General features: G+C 39.7%; 19 protein-coding genes. 9 read left to right on the forward strand and 10 right to left on the reverse strand.

The window, feature by feature from the left end; all coding sequences use genetic code 11:
- Positions 1-282: 282 nt before the first annotated feature.
- The 6 genes from cydP (at position 283) to B9T33_RS14975 (ending at position 4,330) form a co-directional block, all read left to right on the forward strand.
- Entirely contained in the window at positions 283-474 is a 192-nt protein-coding gene (gene cydP, locus B9T33_RS14950) for a cytochrome oxidase putative small subunit CydP (protein WP_086179684.1), read from the forward strand.
- Entirely contained in the window at positions 474-2,060 is a 1,587-nt protein-coding gene (locus tag B9T33_RS14955; RefSeq protein ID WP_086179685.1) for a cytochrome ubiquinol oxidase subunit I, read from the forward strand. The genes cydP and B9T33_RS14955 overlap by 1 nt, the downstream gene beginning before the upstream one ends.
- Positions 2,057-3,202 (forward strand): cytochrome d ubiquinol oxidase subunit II, encoded by a 1,146-nt coding sequence (gene cydB / locus B9T33_RS14960; RefSeq protein WP_086179686.1) that lies wholly within the window; start codon positions 2,057-2,059, stop codon positions 3,200-3,202. The genes B9T33_RS14955 and cydB overlap by 4 nt, the downstream gene beginning before the upstream one ends.
- 24 nt (positions 3,203-3,226) lie before the next feature.
- The gene (cydX, locus tag B9T33_RS14965) at positions 3,227-3,328 is read left to right on the forward strand and encodes a cytochrome bd-I oxidase subunit CydX (RefSeq protein ID WP_002120988.1); all 102 of its coding nucleotides are present in this window, start codon (positions 3,227-3,229) and stop codon (positions 3,326-3,328) included.
- A gap of 3 nt (positions 3,329-3,331) precedes the next feature.
- Positions 3,332-3,634 (forward strand): cyd operon YbgE family protein, encoded by a 303-nt coding sequence (locus tag B9T33_RS14970; RefSeq protein ID WP_086179687.1) that lies wholly within the window; start codon positions 3,332-3,334, stop codon positions 3,632-3,634.
- A 351-nt stretch (positions 3,635-3,985) separates the two neighbouring features.
- A complete protein-coding gene (locus B9T33_RS14975; RefSeq protein ID WP_086179688.1) occupies positions 3,986-4,330 on the forward strand; it encodes a hypothetical protein in 345 nt (114 codons plus the stop codon).
- Positions 4,331-4,495: 165 nt separating this feature from the next.
- On the opposite strand, the gene B9T33_RS14980 is transcribed toward B9T33_RS14975, so the two are convergent.
- The 7 genes from B9T33_RS14980 to B9T33_RS15010 form a co-directional block, all read right to left on the reverse strand.
- On the reverse strand, positions 4,496-4,879 hold the full coding sequence (locus B9T33_RS14980; protein WP_086179689.1) for a hypothetical protein: 384 nt from the start codon (positions 4,877-4,879) through the stop codon (positions 4,496-4,498).
- Positions 4,880-5,151: 272 nt separating this feature from the next.
- Positions 5,152-6,288 (reverse strand): rod shape-determining protein RodA, encoded by a 1,137-nt coding sequence (gene rodA / locus B9T33_RS14985; RefSeq protein ID WP_086179690.1) that lies wholly within the window; start codon positions 6,286-6,288, stop codon positions 5,152-5,154.
- Between the two features lie 96 nt (positions 6,289-6,384).
- A complete protein-coding gene (gene ispD, locus B9T33_RS14990) occupies positions 6,385-7,107 on the reverse strand; it encodes a 2-C-methyl-D-erythritol 4-phosphate cytidylyltransferase (RefSeq protein ID WP_086179691.1) in 723 nt (240 codons plus the stop codon).
- Complete coding sequence (locus B9T33_RS14995; RefSeq protein WP_086179692.1) at positions 7,070-7,462, reverse strand: septum formation initiator family protein; 393 nt, start codon at positions 7,460-7,462, stop codon at positions 7,070-7,072. The genes ispD and B9T33_RS14995 overlap by 38 nt, the downstream gene beginning before the upstream one ends.
- Before the next feature lie 16 nt (positions 7,463-7,478).
- On the reverse strand, positions 7,479-8,768 hold the full coding sequence (eno, locus tag B9T33_RS15000) for a phosphopyruvate hydratase (protein WP_086179693.1): 1,290 nt from the start codon (positions 8,766-8,768) through the stop codon (positions 7,479-7,481).
- Between the two features lie 62 nt (positions 8,769-8,830).
- The gene (gene kdsA, locus B9T33_RS15005; RefSeq protein ID WP_086179694.1) at positions 8,831-9,688 is read right to left on the reverse strand and encodes a 3-deoxy-8-phosphooctulonate synthase; all 858 of its coding nucleotides are present in this window, start codon (positions 9,686-9,688) and stop codon (positions 8,831-8,833) included.
- Positions 9,689-9,719: 31 nt separating this feature from the next.
- On the reverse strand, positions 9,720-11,360 hold the full coding sequence (locus B9T33_RS15010) for a CTP synthase (RefSeq protein ID WP_086179736.1): 1,641 nt from the start codon (positions 11,358-11,360) through the stop codon (positions 9,720-9,722).
- A gap of 229 nt (positions 11,361-11,589) precedes the next feature.
- Between B9T33_RS15010 and B9T33_RS15015 the strand changes: the two genes are divergently transcribed.
- Entirely contained in the window at positions 11,590-12,000 is a 411-nt protein-coding gene (locus B9T33_RS15015) for an internalin (RefSeq protein ID WP_086179695.1), read from the forward strand.
- 96 nt (positions 12,001-12,096) lie between these two features.
- Here the strand turns inward: B9T33_RS15015 and B9T33_RS15020 are convergent, their stop codons facing one another.
- Entirely contained in the window at positions 12,097-12,987 is an 891-nt protein-coding gene (locus B9T33_RS15020; protein ID WP_086179696.1) for a LysR family transcriptional regulator, read from the reverse strand.
- A 109-nt stretch (positions 12,988-13,096) separates the two neighbouring features.
- On the opposite strand from B9T33_RS15020, the gene dkgB reads away from it, so the two are divergent.
- Together dkgB and B9T33_RS15030 are read left to right on the forward strand one after the other, a co-directional pair.
- On the forward strand, positions 13,097-13,903 hold the full coding sequence (dkgB, locus tag B9T33_RS15025; RefSeq protein WP_086179697.1) for a 2,5-didehydrogluconate reductase DkgB: 807 nt from the start codon (positions 13,097-13,099) through the stop codon (positions 13,901-13,903).
- A gap of 1 nt (position 13,904) precedes the next feature.
- Positions 13,905-15,077 carry an MFS transporter gene (locus tag B9T33_RS15030; RefSeq protein WP_086179698.1) on the forward strand — a complete coding sequence of 391 codons (1,173 nt, stop codon included), beginning with the start codon at positions 13,905-13,907 and terminating at the stop codon, positions 15,075-15,077.
- Between the two features lie 104 nt (positions 15,078-15,181).
- Here B9T33_RS15030 and B9T33_RS15035 read toward each other — a convergent pair whose 3' ends face one another.
- Entirely contained in the window at positions 15,182-16,273 is a 1,092-nt protein-coding gene (locus B9T33_RS15035) for a YheT family hydrolase (RefSeq protein WP_086179699.1), read from the reverse strand.
- Between the two features lie 103 nt (positions 16,274-16,376).
- Positions 16,377-16,784 carry a nuclear transport factor 2 family protein gene (locus B9T33_RS15040; protein WP_086179700.1) on the reverse strand — a complete coding sequence of 136 codons (408 nt, stop codon included), beginning with the start codon at positions 16,782-16,784 and terminating at the stop codon, positions 16,377-16,379.
- Positions 16,785-16,830: the final 46 nt, after the last annotated feature.

Raw genomic sequence — 16,830 nt, forward strand, 5'->3', positions numbered from 1 at the left:
ATTCGATATTAAAATACAAGTTTTATAATAAATATAAGCATTTTGGTCGGAATTAAAAACATTAAATATGACTAAATTAGTCAGAATATTTTATTTATATACAAGCATTTCACTCGGATATATTCCAATACAAATTTAGTTTATTTTTTAACTATTTACAATTATAACTAATTGTTTTAATTATATTTAATAATATATTTTTATTTTAACTGTTCCAGCTATTTCCTTTTTGTGTAGATTTGTTAATAATATAAAGCAAGTTAAAAAAATAGGCTTATCTCAATGAGCTTACCCTTCAAAGATTTAAATCGTCGTGTGGTCAAAGAAATAACCGCAATTCTAATAATTAAAGTGATTATTTTAATGATCATTAAAAATATTTGGTTCGACGCACCAACTATCCCTAAAAATTTTGACAATCAAGTTGCTGAGCATATTGCTGGCAGTCCTTCCCAAATCAAGGAGACACGTTGATGATTTCTGAAAGCGTGGTCGATCTTTCGCGGTTCCAATTTGCAATGACCGCGATGTATCACTTTATTTTTGTTCCACTCACTTTAGGTATGGCTTTTCTTCTTGCCATTATGGAAACCACATATGTGATTTCAGGTAAAGAAATTTATAAAGACATGACTAAGTTCTGGGGGAAACTCTTCGGTATTAACTTCGCTTTAGGTGTTACTACTGGTTTGACCATGGAATTTCAGTTTGGTACAAACTGGGCATATTACTCACATTATGTAGGTGATATTTTCGGTGCTCCACTGGCAATTGAAGGCTTAATGGCTTTCTTCCTCGAATCTACATTTATTGGTTTATTCTTCTTCGGATGGGATCGCCTATCTAAGGTTCAGCATTTGGCTGTAACTTGGTTGGTGGCACTCGGTTCGAACATGTCAGCATTGTGGATTTTGGTTGCCAACGGCTGGATGCAAAACCCTGTCGGTTCGGCATTTAACTATGAAACAATGCGTATGGAAATGGTGGACTTCGGTGCATTGATTTTCAACCCAGTTGCTCAGGTTAAATTTGTCCATACCGTTTCAGCAGGTTATGTGACTGGTGCCATTTTCGTTTTAGCAATTTCAAGTTACTACTTACTGAAAAAACGTGACTTACCATTTGCGCGTCGCTCATTCGCCATCGCTGCAATCTTTGGTTTAGCATCAACACTTTCAGTGATTCTACTCGGTGATGAATCTGGTTACGAAATTGGCGACGTACAGAAAACAAAACTCGCTGCAATTGAAGCAGAATGGGATACTCACCCTGCTCCAGCACCGTTTACATTGTTTGGTATTCCAAATAAAGAAACCATGTCGACTGACTATGCAGTCCGCATCCCTTATGTGATGGGTATTATCGCGACTCGCTCTTTAGATAAAGAAGTGACTGGTATCAAAGACCTGATCGTCCAACACGAAGCACGTATTCGTAACGGTATGGTGGCTTATGCTCAGTTAGAACAACTTCGTGCAGGTGATACATCTCCTGAACTTAAAGCGGCATTTGCTGAGTCTCAAAAAGACTTAGGCTATGGCTTACTTCTTAAGAAATACACTGACAAAGTTGTAGATGCTTCTGAAGATCAAATTAAAGCCGCTGCCAAAGATACAATTCCACACGTACCAAGCGTCTTCTGGGCATTCCGTGCAATGGTTGCATCTGGCTTCCTTATGTTGCTGTTATTCGCCCTAGCTACATTTGCTGTAGCAAAACGCAATGCTGAAAACAAACCTTGGTTATTGAAGTTTGCCTTATTCGGTCTACCACTTCCTTGGATTGCAGCGCAAACAGGTTGGTATGTAGCTGAAGTTGGTCGTCAACCTTGGACTATTGGTGAAGTTCTACCTACACACCTTTCAGCATCTAGCTTAAGTACAGGTGATGTATGGGGTTCTATCCTTGCATTAGCAGCGTTCTACACTGTACTTCTTATCATTGAAATGTACTTAATGATCAAATTCTCACGCCTTGGCCCAAGCTCACTTCATACTGGTAAATACCATTTTGAAAAACTTGAAGCTGCTAAAAAGGCACATGAGGAGTCTCAAGCATGATCGAATATGAATTACTCAAAATAATCTGGTGGGTGCTCGTGGGTGTATTACTCATTGGCTTTGCCCTCACCGATGGCTTCGATATGGGCTCAATGGCAATCATGCCATTCGTAGGTAAAAAAGACGAAGAACGCCGTGCGGCAATCAATACGATTGCCCCACACTGGGACGGTAACCAAGTTTGGTTCATTACAGCAGGTGGTGCACTCTTTGCGGCATGGCCAATGGTGTATGCAACTGCATTCTCTGGCATGTATTGGGCTTTGTTACTGGTTTTATTTGCCTTGTTCTTACGCCCAGTTGGCTTTGACTACCGTTCAAAACTTGAAAATACCAAATGGCGTAATTCTTGGGATTGGGGTCTGGCTGTAGGTGGTGCAGTTCCTGCACTGGTATTTGGTGTTGCTTTCGGTAATATGTTCCTAGGCGTACCATTTACAATGGACGATACTGTTCGTTCAACTTACACAGGTAGCTTCTTTGCACTACTCAACCCATTCGCTTTAGTTTGCGGTATTGTGAGCTTATCAATGCTTTGCGCACACGGTGGCGCTTGGTTGATGCTTCGTACAGATGGTGACTTACGAGCACGCTCTGCCAAAGCAACTCAAATTATGGGTATTGTGTTTTTAGTTTGCTTCCTGCTTGCAGGTGCTTGGTTATACTTTGGCAACATCCAAGGCTATACATTAGCTCAACCATTTGACACAAATGGTGTAGCTAACCCACTCGCAAAACAAGTCATTACTGATGCAAACCCTGGTTGGATGAACAACTACAGTACTTATCCAATCACTATGATTGCGCCAATCATGGCAATCTTAGGTGCGTTGATCATCATTCTTGCAGCAGGTAAAGGCAAAGCTGGATTTAGCTTCTTCGGCTCAAGCTTGGCAGTGATCGGTGCAATCTTAACTGCTGGTTTTGCACTGTTCCCGTTCCTTATGCCTTCAAGCATCAACCCAACAGTAAGCTTGACTATGTGGGATGCGGTATCGAGTAAAAATACACTGACTGTGATGACTGTTGCCGCATGTATTTTCGTACCGATTATTCTTTGCTACACAACTTGGTGTTACTACAAGATGTGGGGCGTTGTGACTAACAAACATATTGAAGAGAATTCACACAGCCTATACTAAGGCTGTGTCTAAGGAGAAAAGACGATGTGGTATTTTGCTTGGATTCTCGGTATTTTGATGGCATGTTTTGCAGGCGTACTAAGTGCTCTTTACATTGAACATCATCAAGATCTAGATGAGGAATAACAAATGACAGATGCTGCTGTAGAAAAACCGCTTGTAGAAAAGAAACCAAATAAATTTGCGATGGTCATTTCCTGCCTGTTAGCTTTTCCTCTAGCAGCTGTGTTACTCGTGCATCCCGCAGCCATGTTGGATGACAATGGTGGTTACAGCCATCGTGCACTGATGTTCATCATGATTGGTATTTCAGGTGGCTTTGTCCATGGTGTTGGCTTTGTGCCCCACCACTGGTTTTGGAAATGGTTATTTAGTCCATTTCTAGCTTGGCCGCTTATGTTGTGGGGCTATTACACGTGGTTCCTACATTAAGTTATATAAATAAAGCCCTCAATTGAAGGCTTTATTTGATTGAAGCCATCAAAACTGTTTTATATGATACGCCTGTGCTAATTGTTCTTATTTTAATGGGCATTAAATCTCATAGAGAAGTAAACAAAGATTCCTATCTCAGTTAGACACTTTAGAGTTCGTGCAATCACCATAATGTTAAAAAAGCTCTAAAGAGGAAAGCCTGTATCTATTTTATTTTTACATATAAATCAATGACATATAAATATTAAAAGAGAAGTATAAGATAATAAAAAGACATTTGAATAGTATTGCAATGTAAAATAAAGTAAAGAAGTATTAGGATTTGACTCAGAATTATCGGAATGTGTTATGAAAAATATATTAGATAAGCAAAGAGAGTACTGTGAGTATTATGATGAAGAGTTTAACCCAGTAAACATAAATCAATTGGTAGTAGTGTCAATAGGAGTTCTTACCAGCAATAGTTCTGTTGAAGGAGTTAGATATAAATCCCCAAATCATATGAGTGGATGGTGGTTAACAACAGATCAATATGATGGTGATCCTAATACTCTCGAAATTGTTCACTTTGCTCATATAATCCATAAAAGGCCTGACCTAGCTGTTTATATGGCTCTACCATATGGTTATAGATTTAATTTAGGTAACGAGGAAGAATATGTATGGTTAGATGAAGTTCTTAGTCATGAATAAAAAGCTTCACTAAACCATTCTGCGAAGATGTGATTTTAACTTTTTCTAAAATTAACAGAATACATCCTTTACAAAACCTAAATTTAGTGTAGATCATTTATTTTTTAAATTTAGAGCGAAAACCAACGGTTGGTTTTTTTTCATTTTTGTATAATAACCATTATGCTAAATAGCAGTTTTCAAACAGCTTAATCTTTTTAATTTTTTTAGCATCTCGTCTTTAGTAGGATCAAAAGATTTAAGCTTTAGAACCGTATTGTTTCCCATATAGTCTTTAAAATTTCCGTTCTTTAATGAGTCACTATTATTTTTTAAAATAGATGTTTGATTGTATTTACAGCTAATTAACCTTGTTTCAATTTCTTCATGTTCTTGGTTACTAGAGTGCTTTGTACGGATACTGACTAAGTTACGTGTTGGATCTAATACTTTTTTGCTTTCAATATCTAAATAGTAAGAAATACTATTAGCTGTATGAAATTCTTTCCACGCTGAATGACATAGAGTTGGTGTAAGCAAGAAAAATAAGATTATTTTTAAAGATTTCATTTTTAAATGGGAATGAAAATTAATATTATTTGATTATATACTAATACCTCGCACTTACGTTTCCTTAGATTGCACATAATACACGCCTGACCAAATACTTTTATTTTCTTATTTTAAATCAAAACCTTAAATCATAGTAAAATACCCGCTCATCATCGGCATTTCTTTTTTAATGGCTTGCTATAATGTAAAGAAGCAAAATAACTCTCCCTCTACAAAACCAATCCATAAAAAAACCGGATATAAATCCGGCTTAATGTAATGCATTCTATTTAACGATGCGTATGTATCGACATCACAATCCCCATCCCTGCGAGCATCGCAATTACGGCTGTACCACCATAACTCATGAGCGGCAAAGGGTCACCTGTAACAGGTAAAATACCACTCACCATACCTGAGTTTAAAAATACAAAGAAGAAGAATGTCAGACCTGTTGCACCTGCATATAAGCGACCAAAATTATGGAAGCAATTTAAACCAATAATCATGCAGCGAACAATAATAGCTGTAAACAAGCTAAATAACAGAAATACCCCGATAAAACCAAACTCTTCGGCATAAGTCGACATAATGAAGTCGGTATGATGTTCTGGTAAATATCCTAAATGTGACTGCGTACCTTCAGTAAAACCCTTACCGGTCCAACCACCTGAACCGATGGCAATTTTAGATTGGATGATATTCCAACCGGCACCCAATGCATCAGACTCTGGATCAAACAAGGTTAGTACACGCTTCTTTTGATATTCCTGTAAAAAGAACATCCACAATACGGGTGCTACAACTGCAAATGCAGTTAATGCACCTAAAATTAAGCGCCAAGACATACCACTTAAAAATAGGACAAATATTCCCGGAATAATTAAGCCAATGTTTAAATCTGGCTGTAAGGCCACCAAAACAAATGGAATCATTAACAGGACTAGCGCACCTATAATTTGCAAAAATTTAGGTGGAAATGGTTTACGCGCAAAATACCACGCCATCATCAAAGGCATCGCAAATTTCATAAATTCACTGGGCTGCATACTGCCAATTCCCGGCAGACTAATCCAGCGTTTCGCACCCATACGCTTTTCACCTATTGCTAAAACCAATAGCAGTAAAAAAAGACCAAATCCATAAAGATAAGGACTCATCGATTGGTAAACTTTGGGTGGAATTTGCGCACAGATCAGCATCACAATAAAACCCACACCGAAACTGGTTGCTTGTCTTAGCACCATGCCCGTATCTTCTGCCGTTGCACTATAGACAACCATTAGCCCCAATACTGCATTGAGCACTAAAAAGCAAAGTAACCATGGGTCTAAATGAAGTTTAGCCCATCGGGAAGAATCGTGTTTTATACTCCGACCGTCACGTAATGACTGGCGTAAAAAACGATACTGTTGAGAAGGGATCATTGCGAAAACAGATCTAAAAAAGAATTGAGGAATTATAAATTAAAGCGACCGCGAATGAATCACCGTCACTTAAATATTCCATGAAATAAGGGTAAATTAATTGTGCTGTGATGCCAAAATCAGTCGTGCGAGTTCTAAATCATCAGGATAGGTGATTTTGATATTATCGGAACGCCCTTGCACAACTTGTACATGCTCACCCATATGCTCTAACGCACTCGCCTCATCGGTGATTGTGACATTTTCTGCAAGTGCCATTTCTATGGCTTTTTTCAACACGCCCAATTTAGTGATTTGTGGTGTTTGCGCTTGCCATAAAGTTGAGCGATCCACTGTGGCAGAAATATAAGGAGAGTTTTCCACCCGCTTTAAAGTATCTCGTACAGGAATAGCTAAGATAGCACTTTGCCCTGCTTGGATTGCATTTTGAACTAACTGTTCCAAATTTTCTTGAGTAACACATGGACGCGCTGCATCATGAACCAATACCCAGTCATCATCATGAGCAATTTTTGAAAGGTAATGCAGTGCATTTAATACAGAATTAACCCGCTCTGCACCACCTAAGCAAAAATGAGATTTTTCGGCTTGAGCAAAAGGCAAGGTTTTTGCTACATTGTCCTGCTCACCAATTGCAAGCACATAACCTGTTAATGGCAATTGATTCAAACGTGCAATGGTATGTTCAAGCACCGTCTGATGATCAATCGTTTGATATTGTTTGAGTTCTGTTTTGGAAAAACGACTTCCAGAACCAGCTGCCGGAATAATCGCCCACAAATTATGGTTCTGGTGGTAGGTCTGCTGGTTCTGACTCATTGGTACGTAGGTCTACTTGTGCGTTTGGATCAATATATATTGGTTTGTACTGGGTACTAATCGTACTCATTTGTACAAAGGTCTCATGCGGTTTAATTAAACCTAAATCGAGTCGAGCATGTTCTTCAATGGCTTCAACGCCATTTTTTAAGTCGTATACTTCGGCTGCGAGTACGCGATTTCGTTCTTTTAATTCATCATTGAGTTCGACTTGTTGTTGTATTTTCTGACTCAGCTGTTGGTGTTCATGATAACCACCCTCACCGAACCAGTATAAATATTGAAACCCTGCGATCAAAAAGATCGCAAGGCCCAACAATGCTTTACTCGCTTTGGAGTCAAATACATTTAACATAGAGAGCATGATCTGCTTAGTTCAAACCTTTGAACTCAGCTTTACCGCGATATGCAGCATTAGTCAATTCTTCAATACGAAGTAATTGGTTATATTTTGCTACACGGTCAGAACGGCAAAGTGAACCAGTTTTGATTTGGCCCGCTGCTGTACCTACTGCAAGATCCGCAATTGTAGAATCTTCAGTTTCACCAGAACGGTGTGAAATAACAGTAGAGTAACCATTTGCTTTCGCAAGATAGATTGCATCTAAAGTTTCAGTCAACGTACCGATTTGGTTGTACTTGATTAGAATTGAGTTAGCAACTTTTTCGTTGATACCACGTTGAAGAATCTTAGGATTCGTAACGAATAGGTCATCACCAACCAATTGGATTTTGTCGCCAAGGATTGAAGTTAGGTAAGACCAACCTTCCCAATCAGACTCGTCCAAACCATCTTCAATAGAGATGATTGGGTATTGGTTTGCAAAACCTGCAAGGTAGTCAGCAAATTGGTTGCTTGTGAATGCTTTATTGCCTTCACCTGCAAGGATGTATTGACCATCTTTGTAGAATTCTGAAGATGCACAGTCAAGCGCAAGCATGATGTCAGAACCTGCTTTGTAGCCAGTTTTTTCAATTGCTTCAAGAATTACTGTAATTGCCTCTTCGTTAGAACGAAGGTTCGGTGCGAAACCACCTTCATCACCAACCGCAGTATTTAAACCTTGTTTCTTTAAAACTGATTTTAAAGAATGGAAAATTTCAGCACCAGCACGTAAAGCTTCAGAGAATGAAGTGAAGCCAACAGGCTCAATCATAAATTCTTGAATGTCTACGTTATTGTCTGCATGTGAACCACCATTTAGGATGTTCATCATTGGAACAGGCATAGTTAAAATGCTGTTGTTACGAAGGTCTGCGATGTATTGGAAAAGAGGAATTTTTTTTTCGTCAGCAGCAGCACGCGCAGCAGCAAGAGAAACTGCCAAAGTTGCGTTAGCACCTAATTTTTCTTTATTTTCAGTACCGTCAAGCGCGATCATTGTGTTATCAATGTCTTTTTGTTCAAATACTGATTTACCCAACAATGCATCACGAATTACTGTGTTAACGTTGTTAACCGCAGTTTTAACGCCTTTACCTAAGTAACGAGCTTTGTCGCCGTCACGAAGTTCTAAAGCTTCACGAGAACCAGTTGAAGCACCAGATGGTGCACATGCACGGCCTACAACGCCAGAGGCTAAGATTACGTCTGCTTCGATGGTAGGGTTACCACGAGAGTCCAAAATTTCACGTGCACGAATGTCAACGATTTGGCTCATGAACAATTCCTCAGTTGATTAATAATAAGATAGGTCAAAAATGACCTATCAAGTGTTTCGAATTAATGTGTATCTAACTTACTGAACCCTTTGACCAAGGTATCCAATTCTTTTAGCTGTGCCAAGAAAGGCTCGAGCTGAGACATACGCAGTGCGCATGGCCCATCACATTTCGCTTTCTCAGGATCTGGATGTGCTTCTAAGAACAATCCAGCCAAACCAGTTGCCATACCGGCGCGTGCAAGTGTTGTGATTTGTGCACGACGACCACCCGCTGAGTCTGAACGACCGCCCGGAGTTTGTAGCGCATGCGTCACATCAAAGAACACAGGAACATTCATTTCCTTCATAGTGTCAAAGCCCAGCATGTCTACAACTAAGTTGTTATAGCCAAATGATGAACCACGTTCACACAGAATCAGTTTGTCATTCCCTGCTTCTAAACATTTATGCAAAATATGACGCATTTCATGTGGTGCAAGGAACTGTGCTTTTTTGATATTAATAATGGCTTGAGTCTTCGCCATTGCCTCAACAAGATCAGTCTGACGACTTAAGAATGCTGGAAGCTGAATAATATCTGCGACTTCTGCAACAGGTGCAGCTTGGTATGGTTCATGTACATCAGTAATGATGGGTACATTAAAGTGTTTTTTAATGTCAGCTAACCACTCAATCCCTTTTTCTAGGCCTGGGCCACGAAAAGAGTTCAAACTTGAACGATTGGCTTTGTCAAAACTTGCTTTAAACACATATGGGATATCAAGGCGTTTGCAGATATCGACATAGGTTTCAGCAATTTCAAAAGCAAGGTCTTTTGACTCAAGTACATTCATTCCGCCGAATAGTACAAATGGCAAATGATTTGCCATTTGTATATCGCCTAAACGTACAATTTCCTGTGGTTTTAATTGTGACATTTAAACTCTTCCTGGTTTAATCCAAAACGCATTATTTCGTTTTTTTGTACTGCTTTTTAGCAGCATCAATAAAGCCTGCAAATAATGGGTGTCCATCACGTGGTGAACTTGTAAATTCCGGATGGAATTGTACCGCAATAAACCAAGGATGTTCAGGGATTTCAACAGTTTCAACAAGGCGCTGTACTGGTGAATAACCTGAAATCTTCATGCCTTTTTCTTCAAGCACTGGGATATAACGGTTGTTCATTTCGTAACGATGACGGTGACGTTCAATGATGTCATTAGAACCGTATACTTCAGCCGTTTTTGTACCCGCAACCAATTCAGATTTTTGAGCACCTAAACGCATTGTACCGCCAAGATCAGACTCAGTATTACGCTGCTGAACTTCACCGCGCTCATCTAACCATTCAGTGATCAGACCAATCAATGGTGATTTTGTAGAACGGTTAAATTCAGTAGAAGTTGCATCGCTAATACCTGCAACGTTACGTGCGTATTCGATAACAGCCAACTGCATACCTAAACAGATACCAAGGAAAGGCACACCGTTTTCACGCGCGAAACGAATCGCCTTCATTTTGCCTTCTGTACCACGTTCACCGAAGCCACCTGGAACCAAGATCGCGTCAGCATCTTTCAACACTTCTGCTTCGTTTTGGCTTTCAAGTTCTTCTGCATTTACGTAGTCGATTTGAACTTTCACACGGTTTTGAATACCCGCATGTAAAAGTGCTTCGTTTACAGATTTATAAGCATCTGGAAGTTCAACGTATTTACCGACCATTGCCACACGAACTGTATATTCTGGGTTTAATAATGCATCAACTACATTATCCCAGTCAGTTAGATCAGCTTCTGGCAAATTGTCATAACCAAAACGTTCACAGATTAAATCATCAACGTTTTGTTCATAGAATGTACGTGGAATTTGATAGATAGAACGAGCATCTTTACACACCACAACCGCACGTGCTTCAACGTTCGTGAAGAGTGCAATTTTGCGTGTAGTGTCTGCATCAACATCATGCTCAGTACGACAGATCAAAATGTCTGGTTGAATACCAATAGACAAAAGTTCTTTTACTGAGTGCTGAGTTGGTTTAGTTTTTAATTCAGCTGCAGACTTAATGTATGGGAGTAACGTTAAGTGCATAAGCATCGTACGCTTATGACCAAGTTCAACCATTAACTGACGTACAGATTCCATGAATGGGAGAGATTCAATGTCACCTACTGTACCGCCGATCTCAACGATCGCAACGTCATAACCTTCACCAGCGCGAAGTACACGTTCTTTAATATTGTCAGTAATGTGTGGAATAACTTGCACAGTACCACCAAGGTAGTCACCACGACGTTCTTTATTAAGAACATCTTGGTAAACACGACCTGATGTGAAGTTATTCAATTTGGTCATTTTCGCACGACGTAAGAAACGTTCGTAGTAACCCAAGTCTAAGTCTGTTTCAGCGCCGTCTTCTGTAACAAAAACTTCACCATGTTGGAATGGGCTCATTGTCCCTGGATCGACATTAATGTATGGATCCATTTTTACCATGGTCACTTTTAAACCACGAGCTTCTAAAAGTGCAGCAACAGAAGCAGCTGAAATACCTTTACCTAGTGATGAAACTACACCACCAGTCACGAAAATAAAATGGGTCATTGGGTTTCTCGTACAATCGAGCCTAAATCGGCCTGCAATGTTGCGCAATTTTACTTTACCTTGTACCAATAAAGCAAAGTCAATCGGCATCAATTCATAGAACAATAAACAATTGGTTATTGTAACAGCAATTCCGATAGAAATTTAGAGTAAGTTCTTATCATTTCTATATTCTTATTTACTGTTATAATGCTGCCATCCAATCCACACTATTTTGTTTTGTGTCACTATGAATAAAAAACTTTTAATCTGCGGTGCTATCGCAACAGCTCTACTTCTTACAGCATGCGTAAAGAAAGAAGCACCAAAAGAAGAAGAACAGGAACAAGTTGAAGTTGCTGCATCTGAACCAACTGCATCAGTACCAACTCAATTAGAACCGGTTGAAGAACAACAAGTTGCTGTAGAGGAAACCATTCCTCAACATGTTGAAGTGATTCGTGAAGAAACACCAAATACTACAACTGAAATTCGTCGTGAGCCAACTCCTGAACCAAAACCAGAAGCAACTCCTGCTGCACCTAAAGCTGAAAAACCAGCTGCAACGACACCACCTAAACAAAATTCTGGTTCAGCTCAATCTGAAGATGATGCTGTTGCTGCTGCAATTGCCGCTGCTACACCAGCATTGGAAAACTAAAATCGCTTTTTTAGTTATACCAAACATTAAAAAAAACCCAACTTTTGTTGGGTTTTTTTATCTCTAATAAAAATGCGCCTTACTTTTTTCTTTATTTCATAAATATTCTTTTAATTTTTCAGCTAAATACTCAATAAATAGACGAACGCGTTTGGGCAAATGCTCTTGTTGATAATAAACCGCATGAATTAACTGCTCGTGAGCTTCCATTTGATCGACCAATATTGGCACCAAACGCCCATCCGCAATATCTTTTTCAAGCATAAAAATTGATAAACATGCGATGCCCATGCCATTCAGCGCCAGTTCCCGAATTGTTTCACCATTCGACGCTTTTATATTGGGTCGGATGGTTAGTGCTTTCCCCTCTACTTGAATTGGCCAAGTATTCATGTGGGTAATTTCACTAAACCCGAGTAATGAATGTTCTAATAATTCATCCGTCGTTTCAGGAAGACCATGTTTACCTAAATAATCAGGGCTCGCCACCAAGTTTAATCGACTCTTATAAATCAACTTCGCATGTAGGCTTGAATCATTTAATTTTCCAAAACGTATCGCAACATCGGCTTTATGCTCAAGTAAGTCAATCACTTGATCATGGTTAATTAGTTCAATTTGAATATGTGGGTAGCGTCGATTAAATTCAGGAAGAAGTGGCACGATCATATGCAGAATAAATGAAATTGCCGAATCTACGCGGATCAGCCCTGAAGTATCCTCATCAAGTTTCAGTAAGGATTCTTCTGCTTCTGCTAAATCGGCAAGCACTTTTCGCGCTTTCAATAAAAATAGCTGACCTTCCTGTGTGAGTTTCAATTTACGCGTCGTCCGCTCAATTAAAGTCACATTCAGTTTGGTTTCCAAACGCTGTAATGCACGACTCACACCCGAAGTGGTTTGATTTAGCTGTTGTGCTGCCATGACAATTGAACCACTGTCATTAATGGTGACAAAAGCATTCAGTTCTTCAATCGTTGATTTCATTTTTTCAATTATTGATTTTTAGTCAATAATATTTTGCAAATTCACCTATTTTTAATCAAGTAAATTTTTATCAAAATAAGCCCAAGATTTAAATGATATAGAGAACAACATGATTATTCCGCAATTTGGTGTTGGTACATTTCGCTTAACAGGCGACACGGTTATTCAATCTGTTAAAACTGCGCTTGAAGTAGGTTATCGCGCGGTTGATACGGCACAAATTTATGGTAATGAATCTGAAGTCGGTCAAGCAATTGCAGAGAGCCAAGTTTCGCGTTCAGATTTATTTTTAACCACAAAAATTTGGACAGAGCATTATGCCGCAGATCGTCTTATTCCAAGTTTAAAAGAAAGTTTAACGAAACTTCGAACAGATGCAGTGAACCTGACATTGATCCACTGGCCTGCACCCAAGCTTGGTACAAATATTCCAGAACTCATGCAGATCCTATTAGAAGCCAAACAACAAGGGCTGACTGAACACATTGGTATTTCAAACTTCAATATTGAGCTGACTCAACAAGCTATTGATAGCATTGGTGCAGAACATATTGCCACCAATCAAATTGAACTTAGTCCATATTTGCAAAATCAAACTTTGGCAAATCATTTACAAACAAAAAATATTGATGTGACGTCCTACATGACTTTGGCCTACGGCAAAGTATTAAATGACCCAATTCTGACAGAAATTGCGCAAGCGCATGATGTTTCCACTGCACAAGTTGCACTAGCTTGGGCATTACATAAAGGTTATGCCGTCATTCCCTCTTCCACCAAGCGTGAACATTTAATCAGCAACTTAAAAGCTCAAGAGCTTCAATTAAGTGCTGAAGAAATGCAGGCAATTGCGACACTGGATCGTCATCAGCGTGAAGTAGACCCTGAAGGACTCGCTCCTGCGTGGGATATTTAAAATGAAAATTAATTTCCCTCTACTTGCTTTGGCGATTGGTGCTTTTGCCATAGGCACAACTGAATTTTCACCCATGGGGTTTTTACCCGAAATTGCCTCTGATTTGTCGGTTTCGATTCCACAGGCGGGTCTTTTAATTAGTGCCTATGCCATTGGAGTAATGATTGGTGCGCCACTGATGACCTTATGGTTAGCGCGCTTTCCCAAACGGACTGCGCTGATTTTGCTGATGGCCATATTCACCATTGGTAATGTATTAGCAACCCTTGCACCCAACTACATGGGCTTAATGGCTGCTCGATTGGTCACCAGTTTAAACCACGGCGCATTTTTTGGCTTAGGTTCTGTCGTCGCAGCCAGTGTTGTGGCAAAAGATAAACAAGCCAGTGCGGTTGCGATGATGTTTATGGGCTTAACCATTGCCAATATTGGCGGTGTACCACTGGCAACATGGGTCGGACAAAATATCGGCTGGCGCATGTCATTTGCCGCCATTACCCTACTTGGCGTATTGACCATGTTTGCACTTTGGAAAGCACTGCCACAAAGCAACCACACGGTAAAACCCAATGTGGCACAAGAACTCAAAGTTCTCACACGCTTACCAGTAGTACTGGCATTGCTGACTACCGTGATGAGTGCGGGCGCTATGTTTGCTTTATATACCTATATCGCGCCAAGTTTAAAAGCCTTCACGCATGCTAGCCCAAGCATGATTACCTTCATGCTGGTGTTAATTGGTATTGGTTTTTCAATTGGGAATCACTTTGGAGGAAAATTTGCCGACCTTTCACTTGAAAAAACCCTCATTGGCTTTTTAGTACTGCTCATGCTGATGATGCTGTTATTCCCTGTGCTAGCAACAACTACATTAGGTGCAGCTATTGCATTAATCATTTGGGGCGCTGCTGCATTCGCAGTCGTACCACCACTGCAAATGCGTGTTATGACTGTTGCAAACGATGCACCAGGCCTTGCGTCCTCAGTAAATATCGGTGCGTTTAATTTAGGTAATGCCTTGGGTGCTGCTGCAGGTGCTGCAGTCTTGAATTTAAGCTGGACTTATCAAGCTGTTTCATATTCAGGTGCTGGCTTAAGTGCTTTAGCATTACTTTTGGTCTTGCTTCAAATGAAGCTCAAACCTCAAGTAGAAGCTTGCAATGCACCATCGTAAAAAAATCATGAGTTATCCACTCTACGCCTTTAATCACTAAGGACAAATGATCAAAAGCCCGTATAAATACGGGCTTTTTTTAAATCTGAATAATGTATAACAAACTATGTAGCATAAACTTTTAAAAAGTCAGACATGAGCTTAGCGGCCCAAGAGTGGGTATCTACCGCACCCTCATAATAACCACAATGGCTGCCTTTTTTAGTTGTCACCACAACAACATTCGGCATTTGCGTAATTAATGCTTTAAAAGGTTCAAAATTTTTTATGTGACAGACAGGGTCGTCTTCCGCATTTAAAATCATCAATGGTATTTTAACGTTTTCAAACACATAAACTGGATTGGTTGCTTTGGCATAACTTTCATAATCGCTATAGCCTGCCATTTGAAAATAAGCGCGCTCAAACTGCGCCAAATCTTTACTTTGCAAAACATCAAATAACGATTCTGTTTTAGCCCAAGTTCTTGAATAAGGCTCAACAAATTTTTCGAACAATTTTTTCGTCATCATTTTACTGTAAAACGGATGCACATTTTTAAAGCCCAATTCAGTGTCATACCCCGGACACAATGCAAAGGCTGCTTTAAGTGGTGTGGCATCAGCTTCTTCCCCAAGATAACGCACCAATAGACCCGTCCCGGCCGATGAACCCACACCATACAGGTCTGATTTAGGAAATTTCTGCTGAATATAGGCAATTTGCTCACGTAAATCTTGTACAGAACCAAACAAATTAATTTGCGGTACTGGCATTGGCAAATTACCATGACCTCGCCTTAAACACAGGGCAATCCGCCAGCCCGTGTATTGATTGAGGTCACGCACCAATTCACGCATACTTTCAGGTGAACCTGTAATGGTATGCATCAAAACGATGGTCGGAGTCTCCTCAGGTAAATTTAAACCCAACCAAGCAATAGCAGTTACCCCACCATCCGCCATGGTTAATTGTTCTATCGCATCATATTGTAATTTGATAGTGCGCTTTTTAATGACATCAAAATAAAGCAAATGCACATGATTATTTGATAACCACGGCGTAGGTCGATACTTCTGATGTAATTGCTTTAATTTTGGCAATACCTCAGCCATCTGGCCTTGCGGATTAAAATACAATTGAGGTTGCTCTGCACCCGTCGTGTAATCTAAAACACCCAGTGCAATTTCACGACATTTTCCTAAAATTGGATTCATTCGCTCTGCCTATGTGTAGTTAGTCATTAAAATTTAGCACCAATCAATAGAATCGACCATCGTCAAAAATGATCAAAAATCTTAGTTTTCAAGCGGATTAAATTTATGCCTGCTGGTATTTTGCGAAACGCTCACCCATTTTCGCAGCCAATGCTTCCAAGCCACTTTTTGGACGTAACATCACCTCAAAATCAATGATTTGCCCTTCTTCATTGAATTGAATCATATCAATACCCTTAAGTTTCTTTTCTCCAACATTGGCAGAGAATTCAAGTACAACGCTTAACCCATCTTCGGTATAAAACTCACGGTGATACCTAAAGTTTTCAAAGATTTGCACCACATTGGTCAAAATAAACGTAACCACTGGCTTACCCGGATATGGGCTATAAGCTACAGGTGAACGAAACACCACATTTTCTGCCAGCAGCTCATTTAAGATACTCATATCACGTGTTTCAAGCATGTGATGCCATTTTTGTATTGATGTTTTGGTATTTTCAATGCTCATTGTTCTATCCTTGTTTTGTTTATAAGCTTGCCTTTGTTAAAGGAAG

The sequence above is a fragment of the Acinetobacter sp. ANC 5054 genome, from assembly GCF_002135295.1.
GTDB lineage: Bacteria > Pseudomonadota > Gammaproteobacteria > Pseudomonadales > Moraxellaceae > Acinetobacter.